This window comes from Streptomyces spinoverrucosus (assembly GCF_015712165.1).
GTDB classification, from domain to species: domain Bacteria; phylum Actinomycetota; class Actinomycetes; order Streptomycetales; family Streptomycetaceae; genus Streptomyces; species Streptomyces spinoverrucosus_A.
Map to the genome: position 1 here is coordinate 1,819,574 of NZ_JADPZX010000001.1, position 14,518 is coordinate 1,834,091.

Genomic DNA, 14,518 nt, shown 5'->3' on the forward strand with positions numbered 1-14,518 from the left:
GGGCGGAGGGGGACGCGGGGTCACACGAGCGGGGCGGCGAAGGCGAGACGGCAGTCCGGGCCCGCCGACCGCCAGGGCGGGACGAGGCTGTCGGCCACGGCTGCCGCCGGGTCCTCGCCGGGACGGAAGCCGCCGTCGGCGCCGAGGGCTCTCCAGGCCTCGGCGGCGTAGAGCCGGGCCTCGCGGTCCTGGGCGTCCGGCGGCGGTCCGGCCCCCGGATCCGCCCGGGTCATCACCTGGACGCCGTGGGAGCGCAGTCGGGCGAGGGCCGTTCGCCAGTCCACGCCGTGCGGGCAGGCCGGGACGGTGCCGTCCTGGCGGGCCGGTGCGGGTGGACGGCGGGCGACGATCAGGACCACCCGCCGCACGTCGGCTGCGGCCGGGGAGTCGGCGGCGAGCAGGGCCACTGTCTGCAGCGCGTCCTCCAGGGACGACACCGTGTCCTGCCGCCGCCGGGCGGGCGACCATCTGTTCAGGGCGGCCGGCAGCATGGCCGGCGGCCGCGCGGAGACGGGCGCCTGCAGCAGGGTGCCCGGCTGGGCCCAGACGCTCTCGTAGACCGTGTGGTCGTAGTGGCCGACGGCTCCGACCCGGATCGCGGTGCCGGCGCGGTCCCGCCGGGCCAGCAGGGCGGCCACGTCCCGCACGAAGGTGAGGCGTTCCTCGGTCTCCGCCGCGTCTGCGCCGCTGAGTTCGACGGTGAAGAACAGCTCCAGCCTCGGCGGTCTCACGACCCGGCGGGGCAGGGCGGCGAGCAGGCCCGGCACGTCGACGGCGGCCGGATCGCCGTGTGGGGCGACGAGGTCCACCTCTCCGGGGCCGCGCAGGACGAAGGTCAGCCGCACCGGTTCCAGTGCCCCCACCTCGATCCGGTGCACGCTCACGGTGGGCGCGCCGGTCCCGTCGGCGGCGGGCGCGCCGGCCAGCACGGGGAGCAGGGCGTCCCGTCCGGTGACCGGGCCGTACACGGTGACCTCGGCGGTCTCGGTCTCACCGGGGCCGAGCCGGGAGCCCGCGGGAAAGAGCACATGGCTGTGGGGGTGCACGGTGCCGGTGTCGCGGTCGGCCCCGACCAACAGGAGCGTGTGGTCGGCCAGGAGCGGCAGGGTACGCACGAGAGCGCGTACCGCGTCGGCGGTGCTACGGCGGGCCGACGTGCCGTCCGCTCGTTCCGCGCTGCCCGCGTGCAGTTCGGCTCGCGGGGCGCAGGTCTCCCACACGGCGGCTGCCGCGCGTTCCAGCAGTACCCATCCGGGCGCAGGCCGCAGCAGGACGACCGGAGGGTCGGGGACGGCCGGCAGGCATGCCGTGAGCCATCGCAGCACAGCGGCGTCGAATTCCCGGCGGTCGACGGGCCGCAGGGTGCCTATCCCGCCCGCGAGCTGGAAGCGCCGCACATCCTCGTCGGAGTCGAACTCCGGCACGAGCGAACGCCATGGCATGAATCCGGCGTCGTTGTGCAGCGGGATTCCGGCCTCGCCGACGGTCACCTTGATCATGTGGAGTCCGTCGGCCGTGAATTCCACGAAGGACAGTTCCTTGACGCGGCCGCGGTGGAGGTCGTCGAGGAGTTCGCCGCGCCCGGAGGGAATCCGGCCGTCGGCCGGACCGGCTCCGGGCCGTTCCTCCTCGTCCGGCCCCGGCGGACCGCCCCTGGTCACCTCCGCGACCCGTGGGCTGCCGCCGGGTGCACGGCCCGACAGCGCCGCCGCCCGGATGTCCCATGCGTGCCCGGCCGACCGGAGCGCGTCCTCGGCGATCTCCAGGTCCCGGGCGGTCAACTCTCCCAGCACCAGGCCGTCATGGAGCCGCCATCCGCACACCGGGCAGAAGTCGCCGTGCTGATCCGGGGTGGCGCACACCGGGCAGGCAGCCTGTGCCTCACAGGCCCCCCTCACCCGTCCACTCCCCCGGCTCCCCGCCCCGGTCCACAACCGGCGCCCGGGCAGCGACAGACGACCACCACCGCAACACCTTCCCCCGATTTCCGCCGACGCTGCGGTGGCTCCGGCGGCCCTCCTGCCCACGGCCCGTGCCGGAACGACACCGACCGCCGGAGATCCGCGACCGTCACCGCGTCGGCCTCCATGAACCCGCCCATCCATCCTGCCACTCGGGCGCCACCGCTGCATGACGATCCATCAACTCTGGGCTGTCGAAAGGAAACTTGGGCGGCCGGTCGATGCGGCGCCCCCGTCACGCCCCTCTCATCCGCTCCTACGGAACGGGAGGCGTTCTTCCATTTCACCGCGTGACCCGGTCGAGCTCCGGTCGTGAGCCGGGCGTATTCAGGCCGGAAGGCGCTCCACCACCGCCGCCGCCTCGGGGGTGCGCACCACGAAGTGCACGTCCCACTGCGCCCCGCGCGCCAACTCCGCCTCCACGGCCGCCCACACGGCTCCCAGACTGACGCGGTACGGCAGCCCGCCGCGCCCCGAGCCGAGCAGCGGGAAGCACACCGAGCGCAGCGGCGGCGCGTAGCTGTCGTGTTCCTCGGCCAGCAGCGCCAGGGCCCGGGACGCCGCCCGGGTGACGTCGGCCGGCAGCACGTCGTAGTCGTTGGTTCCCGCCCGGGGAACGGCGATCGCGGCGTGGTAGATCCGCCGCACTCCCTGTCCGGCCAGGGCGCCCGCGCCGGTGGCGACCACCGTGCCGGGCAGCACCGCGCGTCCCGCTGTCCCCTGCCGGGCGGCCCACTTGCGCAGTTCGTCGTGGACCGGGTCGTCCAGGACGTCACCGGTCACGCCCCGCACGGCGGCCGCCCGGCGCAGCGACGCCGCGACCGACGCCTTGAACGGCTCGGGCAGCGCGAGATGGACGTTGGCCGGGGCGACCACCACGTCCACGTCCCGCAGCAGGTCCACGGGATGGACGTGGACGGTGAGCGTCACCTGGCGGGGGCCGGCCAGGACCCGGACGGACCGGTGCGTGCCGACGCTCCACTCGCCCTCCTCGGCGCCGGGCCTCCCGGTCTGCCGCGACACCAGCCGCACGATGTGCTCGGCGACCTGTTCGAGGACCCGCACCTCCTGTTCCTTGCGGAACCGCTCGACGCTCACCCCGTACACCGAGGCCGCCCTGGCGCGGCGCGAGGACGCCGGCCAGTCCAGGGTGCCCTGCGCCAGACCCAGGGTGTACTCGGCGGCGGTGCGCAGGGTGCCGGCGTCCAGGTCCGACACGGCGCGCCGCAGCAGCGCCTCGACGGCCGCGCCCGGTGTCCGGGCCGCGGCCGGGTTCACCGCCTGCGCCGCCGACTCCAGGGCGGGCAGTGCGCGGCCGCGCAGCCGGACCAGTCCCGCGCGTCTGACTTCCTTCAGCTCATCGAGAAGTGATGTGTCGTCAGGTAAGGGCTGTGCCACCGGACCACGATGGCATCACGCTTCGACCGAGGACAAGCGGGACGGTCCGGCACGGCGCGATCACGTCCACACCGGCTCCGAGACCTTCGCCCGCAGCGGTTCCAGAAGCCGGTTCGCCCTCCTGACGCCGTCCTTGGAGCCGAGATCCGCGACGCCGTCGTCCGGCAGCACCTCGAACGGCTTGCCGTCGTGGTGGCCGAACCGGTCGTGGAACAGCACCAGGACGTGCTGGGGCCGGTTGTGCCGGGACTGCCAGATCAGCCCCATCACGTCGGGTGCCTGCGCCCGGATCTCCCGCGCCCAGTGCCGCGCCTGGACGTAGTTGGACTCGTCCTCCAGAAGCAGGGTGTTCTGACAGACGGCTGCCAGGTCCGTCGCCCCGATCAGGGACACCAGGACCAGCTCGCACGTGGTCCGCAGGACGCTCAGCGACCGGCCGCGGACGGTGACGTAGGGGATGATCCGCATGCTCTCCGACCGTTCGAACGGCCGTGAGCGCAGCACGCTCTCCGAGAGCGCCGTGGTCGCCGTGTCCGCCAGGTACAGGCTGTGATACGGGTCGAGCACCGTCCCGTCGAAGCGGCTGCCCTGTCGCGGATCGAAGGGGTCCGCGAGCGTCGGGTTGAACTCGTCGGGGGCGTACCTGGCGTTGTGCACCCGCCACAGCCTCGTGTCTTCGGGGATCACATGACGGACGGGGCGCAGTTCCAGCGACGTCATGGGGTAGAAGCCGCTCATCAGTCGCCCTCCACCAGTGCGGTGGCGGCGCCGACCAACCGGTGGTCGGGCAGTCGGCCGAGGAGCGACGCGGGTGTACCGCCCAGCCAGCTGTTCCCGCTGAGCCACCAGGCCGCGGCGCCCCAGGGGTCGATGTCCGCGAGCAGCAGCCGGTTGACCTGGAGGACGACCTCGCGCGGGGTGCCGCTGTCCGCGGTGAACTGGAACTCGGGGTAACGGTCGCCGCCTTGGGGATCCGTCAGTCTGATCAGTTCGGCGGGCGGGGCGGCGCCGCCGCACCGGGCCCGCGCCTCGGCCGCCGACAGGGCAGGTGCCCGGAGCAGCCGCTCCTGGCCGGGGTCGGTGCTGGTGCCGGGGGCCGGGCCGGACGAGGGGCTCGCCAGCAGGGTCACCAGGTCCCGCGCTCCCGCGACGGTCGTCGGGCCGGGCGGTGCCTGGACCAGCCGCAGGGAGTCCAGCGCGACGTACACCGGATGGTCGAACGGCAGCGGCAGCAGGGCCAGACGGACGCCCTGGAGTGCCTTGCGGACCGCCCTGTCGTCGTCCGGTGCCACGGCGGCGAGGGCGCCGAGCCGGGTGAGCAGCAGCGCGTGCTGTTCGTCGTCGAGCGCCTCGCGGACGGTGTCCCGGTGCTCGCCGATCAGGGCGAGCAGCCGCTCCGCCGGACTTGTGCCGTCCTCGCTCGTACCGTTGTCGTTCACGCGTTCCCCCCTTCTGTTCCTGTCCTCGTCTCGGCCGGACCCGGGTGTCCCTGGTGGATGAAGGCGGCCCAGAGTGCGATCCGGTCGAGGTCCGGTCGTTCCATCCGCCGCAGCAGCTCACCGCTGAGCGAGCCCGGGTTCTCGCGCCGCGGGTCGAGCATCCACAGCTGCGCGGCCCTGAGCGCGTCCACGGGGCTCATCCCCTCGACGGTCAGATGGTGGTGGAACACCGCCATCAGCAGCGCCGACGCGCTGTCCTGGGTCGTCCACCGTGATCCGACGACGTCCCGTGCCCCGCCCGCGACGAACGCCGTGGTGAGGGTCAGCGCCTCGTCGTGGTCGCGGGTGCTGAGGTCGGTCTGGCAGGCACTCAGCACAACCAACGGGCCGTCGTCGGCGCCAAGTTGGGTGTCGGGGCGGTCCAGGAGCCGGGTCACTGTCAGGTGGCCCGGGTCCGGCGCCGTGCTTTCGTCGCCGACGGGCTGGTCTCCCGCGGGCTCGGGGGCGGCGAGATGCAGGGCCGAGACGGTGGGGCGGGTCCCCGCCGATCCGTGCGAGGCCACGTGGAGCAGCGAGGCCCCGTCGGCGAGGAACGCGAGGACGTCGTCGGGGGTGCCGGGAACCAGCTCCTCGTCGGGCACCCCGAAGAGCCCGCCGCACATCCGGGCCCGCCGGTAGAAGGCGTCCCGAAGGGCGGTGACCTCGACCTCGGCATGCGTGAGGCCCAGGTTCGGGTCGGCCAGCAGGACGGGGGCTGCCGCCGGATCCCTCGGCGCGCGTCCCACGGTCCGCAGGAACTGGCTGCCGGACGCCGCGTAGCTGACCACGGCGGTCTGGCACAGGTAGTCGTGGGGCGCGTCGTCCGGCAGGCGCGCGGCGTGCCAGGGGACGATGCCCAGTCGCCCGCAGGGCACCAGGACGAGCCTGAGCGGCCCGTCGGCGCGGTCGCCGTCGGCCGCGAGCCGCTCCTCCACATCGGCGAGGACGGGGCCGATCACCTGGTGGGCCCAGTCGCACAGGGCCGTGAGGGCCTCTTCCCATGCCTGTTCGGCGGACGGGTCGCTCCGGCGGCCGTCGCGTGCGGCGGCGTCGCGCACGTCGGTGGCGTCGAGGTAGCGCTCCAGCGGGCCGTTCTCGGCGCCGGACAGGAGCGACTGCACCCACATCCGGACGCCGAGTCGCGGAGCCAGCACGAGCACCACACCGGCGTCCGCGTCGTCGCCGGGAACCAGATAGACGAGCGCGTCCGCGCCGCTCTCGGCGAGCCCGTCGGCGAGTTCGCTCAGCGTGGGCGTGGCGAGCAGGCCGTCCGCACGCCGGTAGCCGAGGGCTTCGAGGGCCTGGCGGCGCAGCCTGCTCGGCAGCTCGCCGGGGACGCCGCCCTCGTCGGCCGTCCCTGGTCCCTGGCTCGCGCCGACCGTCCGCCACGCCTCGGCGAGTTCGTGGTACCCGCCCGCGTCGAGGAGTTCGGGCACCGCCGACGAGGTGGACGCCGCTTGCAGCACCAGGGCCCGGCCCAGTTCCAGGGCGGCCACCGTCTCGTGCAGCCGTCCCTGCGAGGCCGCCCACAGGGCCGCCTGGACTCCCCTGCTCGCTCCCGAACGCGCCGTCAGCAGGCCGTGCTCCGCGCCGGCCTGGAGCAGGACGTCGGCGGCGAGCGCCGTCAGCGACTCCTTGGCGGCTTCCAGGGCCGCGATGTCCTTCACGTCGTCGTTGCGGACCCCGCGCTCGCGGTACGCCTGGGCCAGTTGCCACAGCGCGTCGGCGGCGATCCGCGGCGCCCTCCCCTCCCGGACGCCGTCACGGACCCGCTCCAGCTCGTCGATCAGTGTGCCGAGCTCCGCGCGGTCACGGGTGAGGGAGTAGCGCACGCCCAGGGAGAGGGCCGCGGTGTGCAGCTCCTCCGTCGAGGCCCCGGGCGGCGGCGGAACGTGCTCCGGCAGCGGAGCCGTGCGGTCCTCGGTGAGGGCGGCGCGCAGCAGGTCGAAGTGCGGGATCCGGGGCAGGGGCATCTCGCGGGCGAACGGGAGTCCGCTCTCCCGCACGCCGGACGCCCCCTTCTCCAGGTACGGCAGACTGCGCAGGAGCAACTCGTTGTCCTGGGTGGCGACGCCGAGCCTGCCATAGGCCGCACCCAGGGACAGCAGGACCACGAAACGGAACGAATGGCCTTCCGGGACGGCCTTCTCCAGGGCCTCGGCCTCGTCCACCAGGTCACGCAGCGCCTGGACGTCCTCCGCCTCCCCCGCGTCCATCACCCGGCTGTACAGCTGCAGCGCGCGGCCCAGGACGGCGGGATCCCCGATTCCGGGGGGCAGCGAACCCTGGAGATTCCCGAAGTAGTGAAGGATCGCGTCCATGTGGGCCCGCCCGGCCAACCGGTCCTGGTGCGCGCCACCGGCGCCGGGACTGATGTTGAGCAGGAGCGCCCTGAGGCTCTCCAGGGCGGAGGTCGGGTCCGGCCCGGGGGGCGGCTGGTCCTGAACGGAGCGCAGCCGGCGGAGCAGCTCGTTGACCGCCCGATGGGGATCCTCGCTCTTCAGCACGTCGTCGAGGCCGTACGTGGTGGCGTGCACGGCGTCCATGGCGGCGGCGAGGCGACGGAGTCCGTCGGCGGTGAGAGCGGGGCCGGTGGGCGGCTCGGGGTCCGTGGGCGGCTTCGGAGCCGCCGGGCCCTCGGAGTCCGTGGGCGGCTCAAAGTCCATCCGCCCCTCTCGGTCCGTGGGCTGCTCTGGGTCTACCGGCCGCTCTCGGCCCGTGGGCCGCTCGGGGTCGGTGGGCGGCTTCGGAGCCGCCGGGCCCTCGGAGTCCGTGGGCGGCTCGGAGCCCATCCGCCTCCCTCGGTCCGTGGGCTGCTCTGGTTCCACCGGCCGCTCTCGGCCCGTGAGCCGCTCGGGGTCGGTGGGCGGCTTCGGAGCCGCCCGGCCCTCGGAGTCCGTGGGCGGCTTCGGATCCGCCGAACCCTCGGAGTGCGCGTGCGGCTCGGAGTCCACCCGCCCCTCGGGGTCCGTGGGCGGCTCAAAGTCCATCCGACCCTCTCGGTCCGCGGGCGGCTCTGGTTCCACCGGCCCCTCGGAGCCAGGGGGCCGCTTCGGAACCGCCGGGCCCTCGGAGCCCGTGGGCGGCTCGGAGTCCGTGGGCGGCTCGGGGTGCGCCCGTCCCTTCGAGGCCGTGGGGGGTTCGGGGGCGGGGGTGCTGGGGTGGGGCGGGGCAGGTGCCGGTGTGTCTGTGGGTGGGCCGGCCATGCCCCACATCCGTTCCATCATGTGCCGCAGCTGATCCGCGTAGGGATCCCCCGCGGGCAGGATGCCCGTGAGCAGGTCGGAGAGTCCCGCCCTGTCGGGTGCCGCGTAGAACCCGCGCAACCGCCGCAGCTGGTCCAGGAACTCGGACGGCAGCGGCAGTTCCACCACATCCGCCATCAGCCCGTCCATCTCCACCGCGACGTTCGCCATCCCGGCGTACCCCGCCCGCGAGACCCACTCGAGGTAGGCCGAGAGATCGACTGCCTCCCCGAACCCCGGCTGGAACTGCCACGGCGAGACGAGCGGCAGCAGAAACAGCGCCGCCCACCGCCGGTCCTCCTCGGTCGCCGCCGCTCCCAGTGCCGTCCCGGGGTCCCGTACGTCCCGTAACAGCGACTCCGCGCGCACCCGGTCGTCGGGCGCGCCGCCCCCGGCGAACCGCCGCTGGGCCAGCGCGGCTGCCAGCCACACGTTCACCGTGCTGCGCAGTCCTGGATCGTGACCCAGCAGCCTTTCCAGTTCGCCGAGTTCGGTGATCGACGCGTCATACACCCGCGGCGGGGCAGGAGCGGCCCCCAGGGCGGGCAGCAGGCTTCTGACCCGCCCCGTGGCGTCCGCCGCCCACGCGCGCAGCCCCTGTACACCGCCGCTCTCCTCGTCGCTCACCGGCGTCCTGCCTTTCCGGGTTGCCCGCCTCGACCGGTCCCCGACCCCCGTACGGCCCTTGGGAGTTGGGATCACCGTCACTATGCCGATCCGTCGGGCCCGGGGCGACAAGATCCAGCGTTTCCGCCGCTCAACGCCCCAAATCCGCCCGGGACTCGCCCAGGTCCGCCCGCATCTGCCGCCGCATCTCCCTCAGCCGGTCCCACAGCGCGTCGATCCTCCGCTGTGCGGCCGGCGGCGAGTCCCCCGGTCGCGGGACTCCGTCGTCCAGACGCCGGACCATTCCGTACACCGTGCCGAGGTCACGGCTGACGTCGCCCGCGATGCCGAGCACATGCTCCGGCATCCGCATCTGAGCCTCCGCGTACACGTCCCGGTGGTGGTCCCGCGCCTCGGTCAGCCGCTGCCGCACGGACCGAGCGTCCTCGTCGCGCCCCAGCGCGTGCAACTGGTCCGTGAGCGCCGCCAGATACTGCCTGGCCGAGGTGTTGAGCGCCACGTAGCACGACCGCAGCTCCTGGGCCTCACTGCGCCGTTCCCACACCTGTTCGGCCCGCTCCTGCTCACGTCGCCGACCGCGGTCCGCCGCGCGCTGCGTCAACAGCGCGGACAGCAACGTCCCGACGACTCCCGCGACCGCGACCAGGGCAGCGGTGGCGTCACCGACGTCCACGGGCCCTCCCTCCACGTAGCGTCACAACGCCAGGGAAGCAGCGGACCTCTCCTCGTGTGAACATCCATCCGAAGATGGCCCGACATTCGGCCCACCCCCGACCAGCCCTGCCCGCGAGTTCAGTCCAGCACGCGCCGCCTCTCCCCCAGCAACGCCCGGGTCGCCGCGTGCTCCGACGTCGTGAAGACGTCCGTCGTGCGCCCCGCCTCCACCACCCGCCCGCCGTCCAGCACCGTCACCGTCTCCGTGCGGTCGGCGATGAGGGGCAGGTCGTGGCTGATCAGCACGAGCGCCGTGCCGTGCTGGTCGCGGAGCCGGGTCAGCAGGTCCATGATCGCCTCGGCGGTGTCCGTGTCCAGCGCGGACGTCACCTCGTCGCAGATCAGCACGTCCGGGTCCGCCGCGAGCGCCCGGGCGATGGCGATGCGCTGGCGCTGGCCGCCGGACAGCTCGTGCGGATAGCGGTCGGCGAACGCGGGCGGCAGGCCGACCTGTTCGAGGAGGTCGGCCACCCGCCCGGGGATGTCGGCGGCCGGACAGCGCCGGTGCAGCCGCAGCGGCCTGCCGACCGCGCTCCCGACGGTACGGCTCGGATTGAGCGCGCCGAGCGGATTCTGCGTGACCAGCTGGAGCCGGCGCCGCCGCTCGCGGTCGCGACCGCGCAGGCCGGTGTTCAGGGGCGTACCGTCCAGCCGTATCGTCCCCGAACTGATCGGCTGGAGGCCGACGACCGCTCGTACCAGCGTGGTCTTGCCGGAGCCGGAGGCGCCGACGATTCCGGTGGCCGATCCGGCGGAGACGGTCAGGTCGACGCCGTCCAGCACCGGGCTGCCGCCGAACTCCACGCGTAGGTCCCGGACTTCGAGCACCGCGGCTGCCCCGGCCGGCGATCTGCGCTCCGCCGTGGCCGACGGCACCGGCTTCCGAGGCGCGGGCAGGTGCACGCCCAGTTCCACGACCTCGTCCGCGATCCGCTCCACCAGCTCGGGATCGTGGCAGGACAGGGCGACGGCCAGATGGTGCTCGCGGGCCAGGTGTCGCAGCAACTCGCCTATTTCCGCGCGGAGTTCGGGGTGCAGCCCGGCCGTCGGTTCGTCCAGGAGCAGGACGTCGGGGCGGCGGGCCAGGGCCCGGGCGAGGGCGACGCGGCGTTGCTGCCCGCCGGAGAGCGCCGAGGGACGGCGGGCCGACAGGCGGCCCCCGGCGCCGTCGGTGTCGGGGAGGCGGACCTCCGTGAGGAGGGCGCCGACGGTGTCGGCGGCGCGGTCGACGGACAGTTCCCGGATCAGCGACCGCACCCGCATCCTGGGGTTCAGGCCGGACCCCGGGTCCTGCCCGACGTACGCCAACCCCCTGCTCCGCAGCGCCCTCAGCTCCCGTTCGGACAGGGCGAAGACGTCCTGGCCGAGCACCTCGACCCGGCCCTCTCTGCGGGTGGTGCCCGGCGGCAGCAGGCCCATGACCGCGCGCAGCAGGGTGGTCTTGCCGGAGCCGGAGGGGCCGGTCAGCGCGACCACGCGGGCCGGGCGGAGGGTGAGGGCCGCGTGCTCCAGGAGCAGCCGGCCGTCGGGGGCGGCGACGGTCAGGTCGGTGACCTCGACGACGGGCCGGTCGCCGGGCGGGCCGGAAGGCTTGTCGTACCGGTCGGGGTTGTGGCTCACAGGACGGGTACCGCCTTCCGGCCGGTCTGCGGGGCGAGCGCGGCCGCCGCGAGGTTGACGCTGAGCGCGAGCAGGCCGATGGCGAAGCTGGGGGCGACCACGGCCCACGGGTTGAGCAGCAGCCCGGGCGAGTTCTCGCGGATCATCAACGCCCAGTCGGCGGCGGGTGGTTGCGGCCCGACCTGGAGGAAGCCCGCCGTCGCCACCAGGTACACGGCGGCCACGAAACGCAGGCCGAACAGGGCGAGCAGGGTGGCGCGCAGGTTGGGCAGGATCTCGCGCAGGACGAGGTACCACAGGCGTTCTCCGCCCGCCGCCGCGGACTCGACGTACCCGGTGGCGGCGACCGGGGCCGCCGCGCCGGCCGCGAGCCGCACGGCGTACGGAACGCCCAGCGCGACCGCCGCGGCGATCACGGCGAGCCGGCCGCCGCCCGGCCAGGACAGGGTGACCAGCAGGATGCCGAGCACGGCGGGCAGCAGCATCAGCACGTCCGCGATCCGCTCGACGATCCTGCCGACCAGGGGTCGTACGGCCCCGACGGCACCCAGGACGGCGGCGGTGCCGGTGACGAGGAACGCCACCAGCAGGGAGGACAGGACCAGTTCGCGGCCTCCGGCGAGCAGTCTGCTGAGCACGTCCCGGCCGAGCTGGTCGCCACCGAGGACGGCGTCGGCGCCGGGCTCGGCGTACGGCGCGGTGACCGGGGCGTCGACGGCGTGCGGCGCGAGCCAGGGTCCGGCCAGGGCGACGGCGACAAGGAGCAGCGCCGGAACCACCCGTATGACGGTGCCACGCGTACGAGGGTTCATCGGCGGCCTCCCGCCATCCAGTCACGTATGAGATCCGCCAGCAGGAGTACGACGGTGATGACCGCGCCCGCGAGGGCCGTGACCCCGGCGATGACCGGGCTGTCGCGGTCGGTGACCGCGGAGGCCAGCACCGAGCCGATGCCGGGGTAGTTGAAGATGGTCTCCACCACCACGGCGCCGCCCAGCAGCATGCCGGTGGAGGTGGCCAGGCCCGCCGCGATGGTGGGCAGCGCGCCGGGCAGGACGTGGTGGCTGAGGACCCGGTGCGGTGGGAGGCCGTCGAGGACGGCGGTCTCCACGTGCGGGGCGCGGGCCTCGTCGGCGAGGGCGGCCCGCACGATCCGGGTGTTCCAGCCGGCCTGCGGGATGGTCAGGGCGAGGGCGGGCAGCACGAGCATGGTCCAGGAGTCGGGGGATCCGTCGGCGTCGGTGAGGGTGACCGCGGGCAGCCAGCCGGTCCACAGGGAGAAGACGAGGACCAGCGCCACCGCCACCACGAACTCGGGCAGCGCGAGCACGGCGGTCGCCGAGCCGGACACCGCCCGGTCCACGCGTCCGCCCGGCCTGAGCGCCGCCCAGCAGCCGAGGGCGAGGGAGAGCACGGCGGTCAGCAGCAGGGCGATGCCGCCGAGCAGCAGGGTGTTGGGGAACGCGCTGGACAGCAGGTCGGTGACGCGTTCGCCGCGCGCCGAGGTGCCGAGGTCGCCGGTGGGCAGGCCGGACATCCAGTCCCAGAAGCGTTCCAGGACCGGCCGGTCGAGGCCGAGCAGTTCGCGGCGCCGCTCGACGTCGGCCGCGCTCTCGCCGCGCTCGGAGGTGGCGGTGGCGGCGTCGCCCGGCAGCAGCTCGACGGTGACGAACACCAGCGCCAGCAGGACAGCCAGCAGGACAGCGCGTTTCAGCAGGACGACGCCGGTGCGGGCGAGCACGGTCACGGCGACGTGCCGCGCCGGTCCGGGCTTGCGGACCGGCGCGGTGGTGGTGTCGGCGGTCAACGGGCCAGCCATGCCCGTTCGAGCAGCACGCGTCCGTAGCCGGGCAGCGTGGGCAGCCCCTGGACGGCGGGCGCGGCGAGGTCGATGCCGTCGGCCATCCCCCACAGCAGGTAGCCCGAGCTCTCGTGCTCGATGCGCTGGACCTCCTTCAGCAGCCCGGCCCGCTCGGCCGCGTCGGCGGTGCCGATCGCCTTCTCGTACGCGGTGTCGAAGGCCTTGTCCTGCCAGCCGGCCTCGTTGGTGCCGCTTTCGGAGACCATGGTCTTGCTGGCGAAGAAGACCACGGAGTCGTTGGTGCCCCAGTAGGTGGTGTAGAGGTCGCCCTTCAGCCAGGTCTTGTCCCAGAAGGTCGCCGACTCCTGCTTGACCACCTTGACCTTCACCCCGGCCTCGCGGACCTGGGAGGCGAAGAGGGTCGCCGACTCGGCGAGCCCGGCGATGTCCTCGGTGGTGAGCAGCTCGTACGTCTTCGAGGTGTCGAACCGGGCTTCCTTCAGCAGCTGCTTGGCCCGCGCCAGGTCCCGTCCTCGCTGGGGGATGTCCTTGGCGTAGGCGGGGTCGCCGGTGCCGAGGATGTCGTTGGCGACGCTGCCGTAGCCGGAGAGGACCTGCTCGACCATGGCCTCGCGGTCGACGGCCAGGCGGAGCGCCTCGCGGACCTTGGGGTCGGCGAACGGGCCGTCGGCGGTGCGCATGACAATCGGCATCGCCATGTCGTTGGGGCGGCGGATCGTCTGGATGTCGCCGCGGCCCTTGGCCGTTCGGGCGGCGACCGCGCCGACGTTGGAGGCGAGGTCTATCTGGCCCGACAGCAGGGCGTTGGCCATCGCCTGCGGGCTCTCGAAGATCTTCACCTCGATGGCGTCGAGGTACACGTCGCCGCCGTACCAGTCGTCGTTGCGCACCAGGCGCGCGTTGCCGCCGCGGAACCAGTCCAGCTTGAAGGGGCCGGTGCCGGGCGCCTTGGCGATGTCCTTGTCGGCCGTGTCCTTGGGGACGACGAAGGTGGTGAGCCGCAGCAGCAGCGGGAGTTCGGCGTTGGCGTAGTCGGAGACGAGGACGACGGTGTCGTCGCCGTCGGCCGTGATGTTCTCGGCCTGGATGCCGGGCAGCCGGGAGGCGCCGGACGGGGTGCCGCGCAGTCGGCGCAGCGAGAAGACTACGTCGTCGGCGGTGACCGGTGAGCCGTCGTGGAACTTCGCGCCCTTGGCGATGGTGAACCGCCAGGTCTTCAGGTCCTCGGACGGCTGCCAGCGGGCCGCCAGCCGCGGCATGGTGTTCGGCTTGGTGCCGGGCACGGTCAGCGTGTCGTATACGAGGCTGATGATGAGGTAGTCGCTCTCGTTGGCCTGGCTGCCGTGCGGGTCGCGGGTGATGGCGCCCGCGCGGCCGAGGGCACCGACCCGGAGGGTGCCGCCACGGCGGGGCTTGGCGGTGGCGCCGGGTGCGGACCCGGCTGTGTCGTCGTCACTGCCGCCGCAGCCGGTGAGCAGGGTGGCCGCGCTGATGGCGCCGCCGGCCCACAGCAGTTGACGTCTCGTCAGGTCCACGTCGTCCTCGTTTTCGCAGGGCGTTCGCTTGCTGAGGTTTGCCTACCCTGCCTCACAGGGGGCGCACAAGGGCGCACGGAGTGAGAAAGAACAAACTTAGGTAAGCCTTGCCTGTGAC

At 73.8% G+C, this 14,518-nt stretch carries 10 protein-coding genes; all 10 read right to left on the bottom strand.

All coding sequences use genetic code 11. From position 1 onward, the window contains the following. Window positions 1–20: 20 nt before the first annotated feature. The gene (locus tag I2W78_RS08215; protein ID WP_307783634.1) at window positions 21–1,898 is read right to left on the bottom strand and encodes a hypothetical protein; all 1,878 of its coding nucleotides are present in this window, start codon (window positions 1,896–1,898) and stop codon (window positions 21–23) included. A 390-nt stretch (window positions 1,899–2,288) separates the two neighbouring features. Further along, window positions 2,289–3,359: a hypothetical protein gene (locus tag I2W78_RS08220; RefSeq protein WP_196458280.1), complete on the bottom strand. Its 1,071-nt coding sequence runs from the start codon at window positions 3,357–3,359 to the stop codon at window positions 2,289–2,291. Between the two features lie 60 nt (window positions 3,360–3,419). After that, window positions 3,420–4,097: an RES family NAD+ phosphorylase gene (locus I2W78_RS08225; protein WP_196458282.1), complete on the bottom strand. Its 678-nt coding sequence runs from the start codon at window positions 4,095–4,097 to the stop codon at window positions 3,420–3,422. Next, on the bottom strand, window positions 4,097–4,798 hold the full coding sequence (locus tag I2W78_RS08230) for a hypothetical protein (protein WP_196458284.1): 702 nt from the start codon (window positions 4,796–4,798) through the stop codon (window positions 4,097–4,099). Before I2W78_RS08230 ends, I2W78_RS08225 begins: the two co-directional genes overlap by 1 nt. Further along, entirely contained in the window at window positions 4,795–8,709 is a 3,915-nt protein-coding gene (locus I2W78_RS08235; RefSeq protein ID WP_307783635.1) for a CHAT domain-containing protein, read from the bottom strand. Before I2W78_RS08235 ends, I2W78_RS08230 begins: the two co-directional genes overlap by 4 nt. Before the next feature lie 130 nt (window positions 8,710–8,839). Further along, window positions 8,840–9,382 (bottom strand): hypothetical protein, encoded by a 543-nt coding sequence (locus tag I2W78_RS08240; protein WP_196458286.1) that lies wholly within the window; start codon window positions 9,380–9,382, stop codon window positions 8,840–8,842. 119 nt (window positions 9,383–9,501) lie between these two features. After that, window positions 9,502–11,043: an ABC transporter ATP-binding protein gene (locus I2W78_RS08245; protein ID WP_307783636.1), complete on the bottom strand. Its 1,542-nt coding sequence runs from the start codon at window positions 11,041–11,043 to the stop codon at window positions 9,502–9,504. Beyond that, window positions 11,040–11,855: an ABC transporter permease gene (locus I2W78_RS08250; RefSeq protein ID WP_196458290.1), complete on the bottom strand. Its 816-nt coding sequence runs from the start codon at window positions 11,853–11,855 to the stop codon at window positions 11,040–11,042. Before I2W78_RS08250 ends, I2W78_RS08245 begins: the two co-directional genes overlap by 4 nt. Then, a complete protein-coding gene (locus I2W78_RS08255) occupies window positions 11,852–12,862 on the bottom strand; it encodes an ABC transporter permease (protein WP_196458292.1) in 1,011 nt (336 codons plus the stop codon). The genes I2W78_RS08250 and I2W78_RS08255 overlap by 4 nt, the downstream gene beginning before the upstream one ends. Then, a complete protein-coding gene (locus tag I2W78_RS08260; RefSeq protein ID WP_196458294.1) occupies window positions 12,847–14,400 on the bottom strand; it encodes an ABC transporter substrate-binding protein in 1,554 nt (517 codons plus the stop codon). The genes I2W78_RS08255 and I2W78_RS08260 overlap by 16 nt, the downstream gene beginning before the upstream one ends. Window positions 14,401–14,518: the final 118 nt, after the last annotated feature.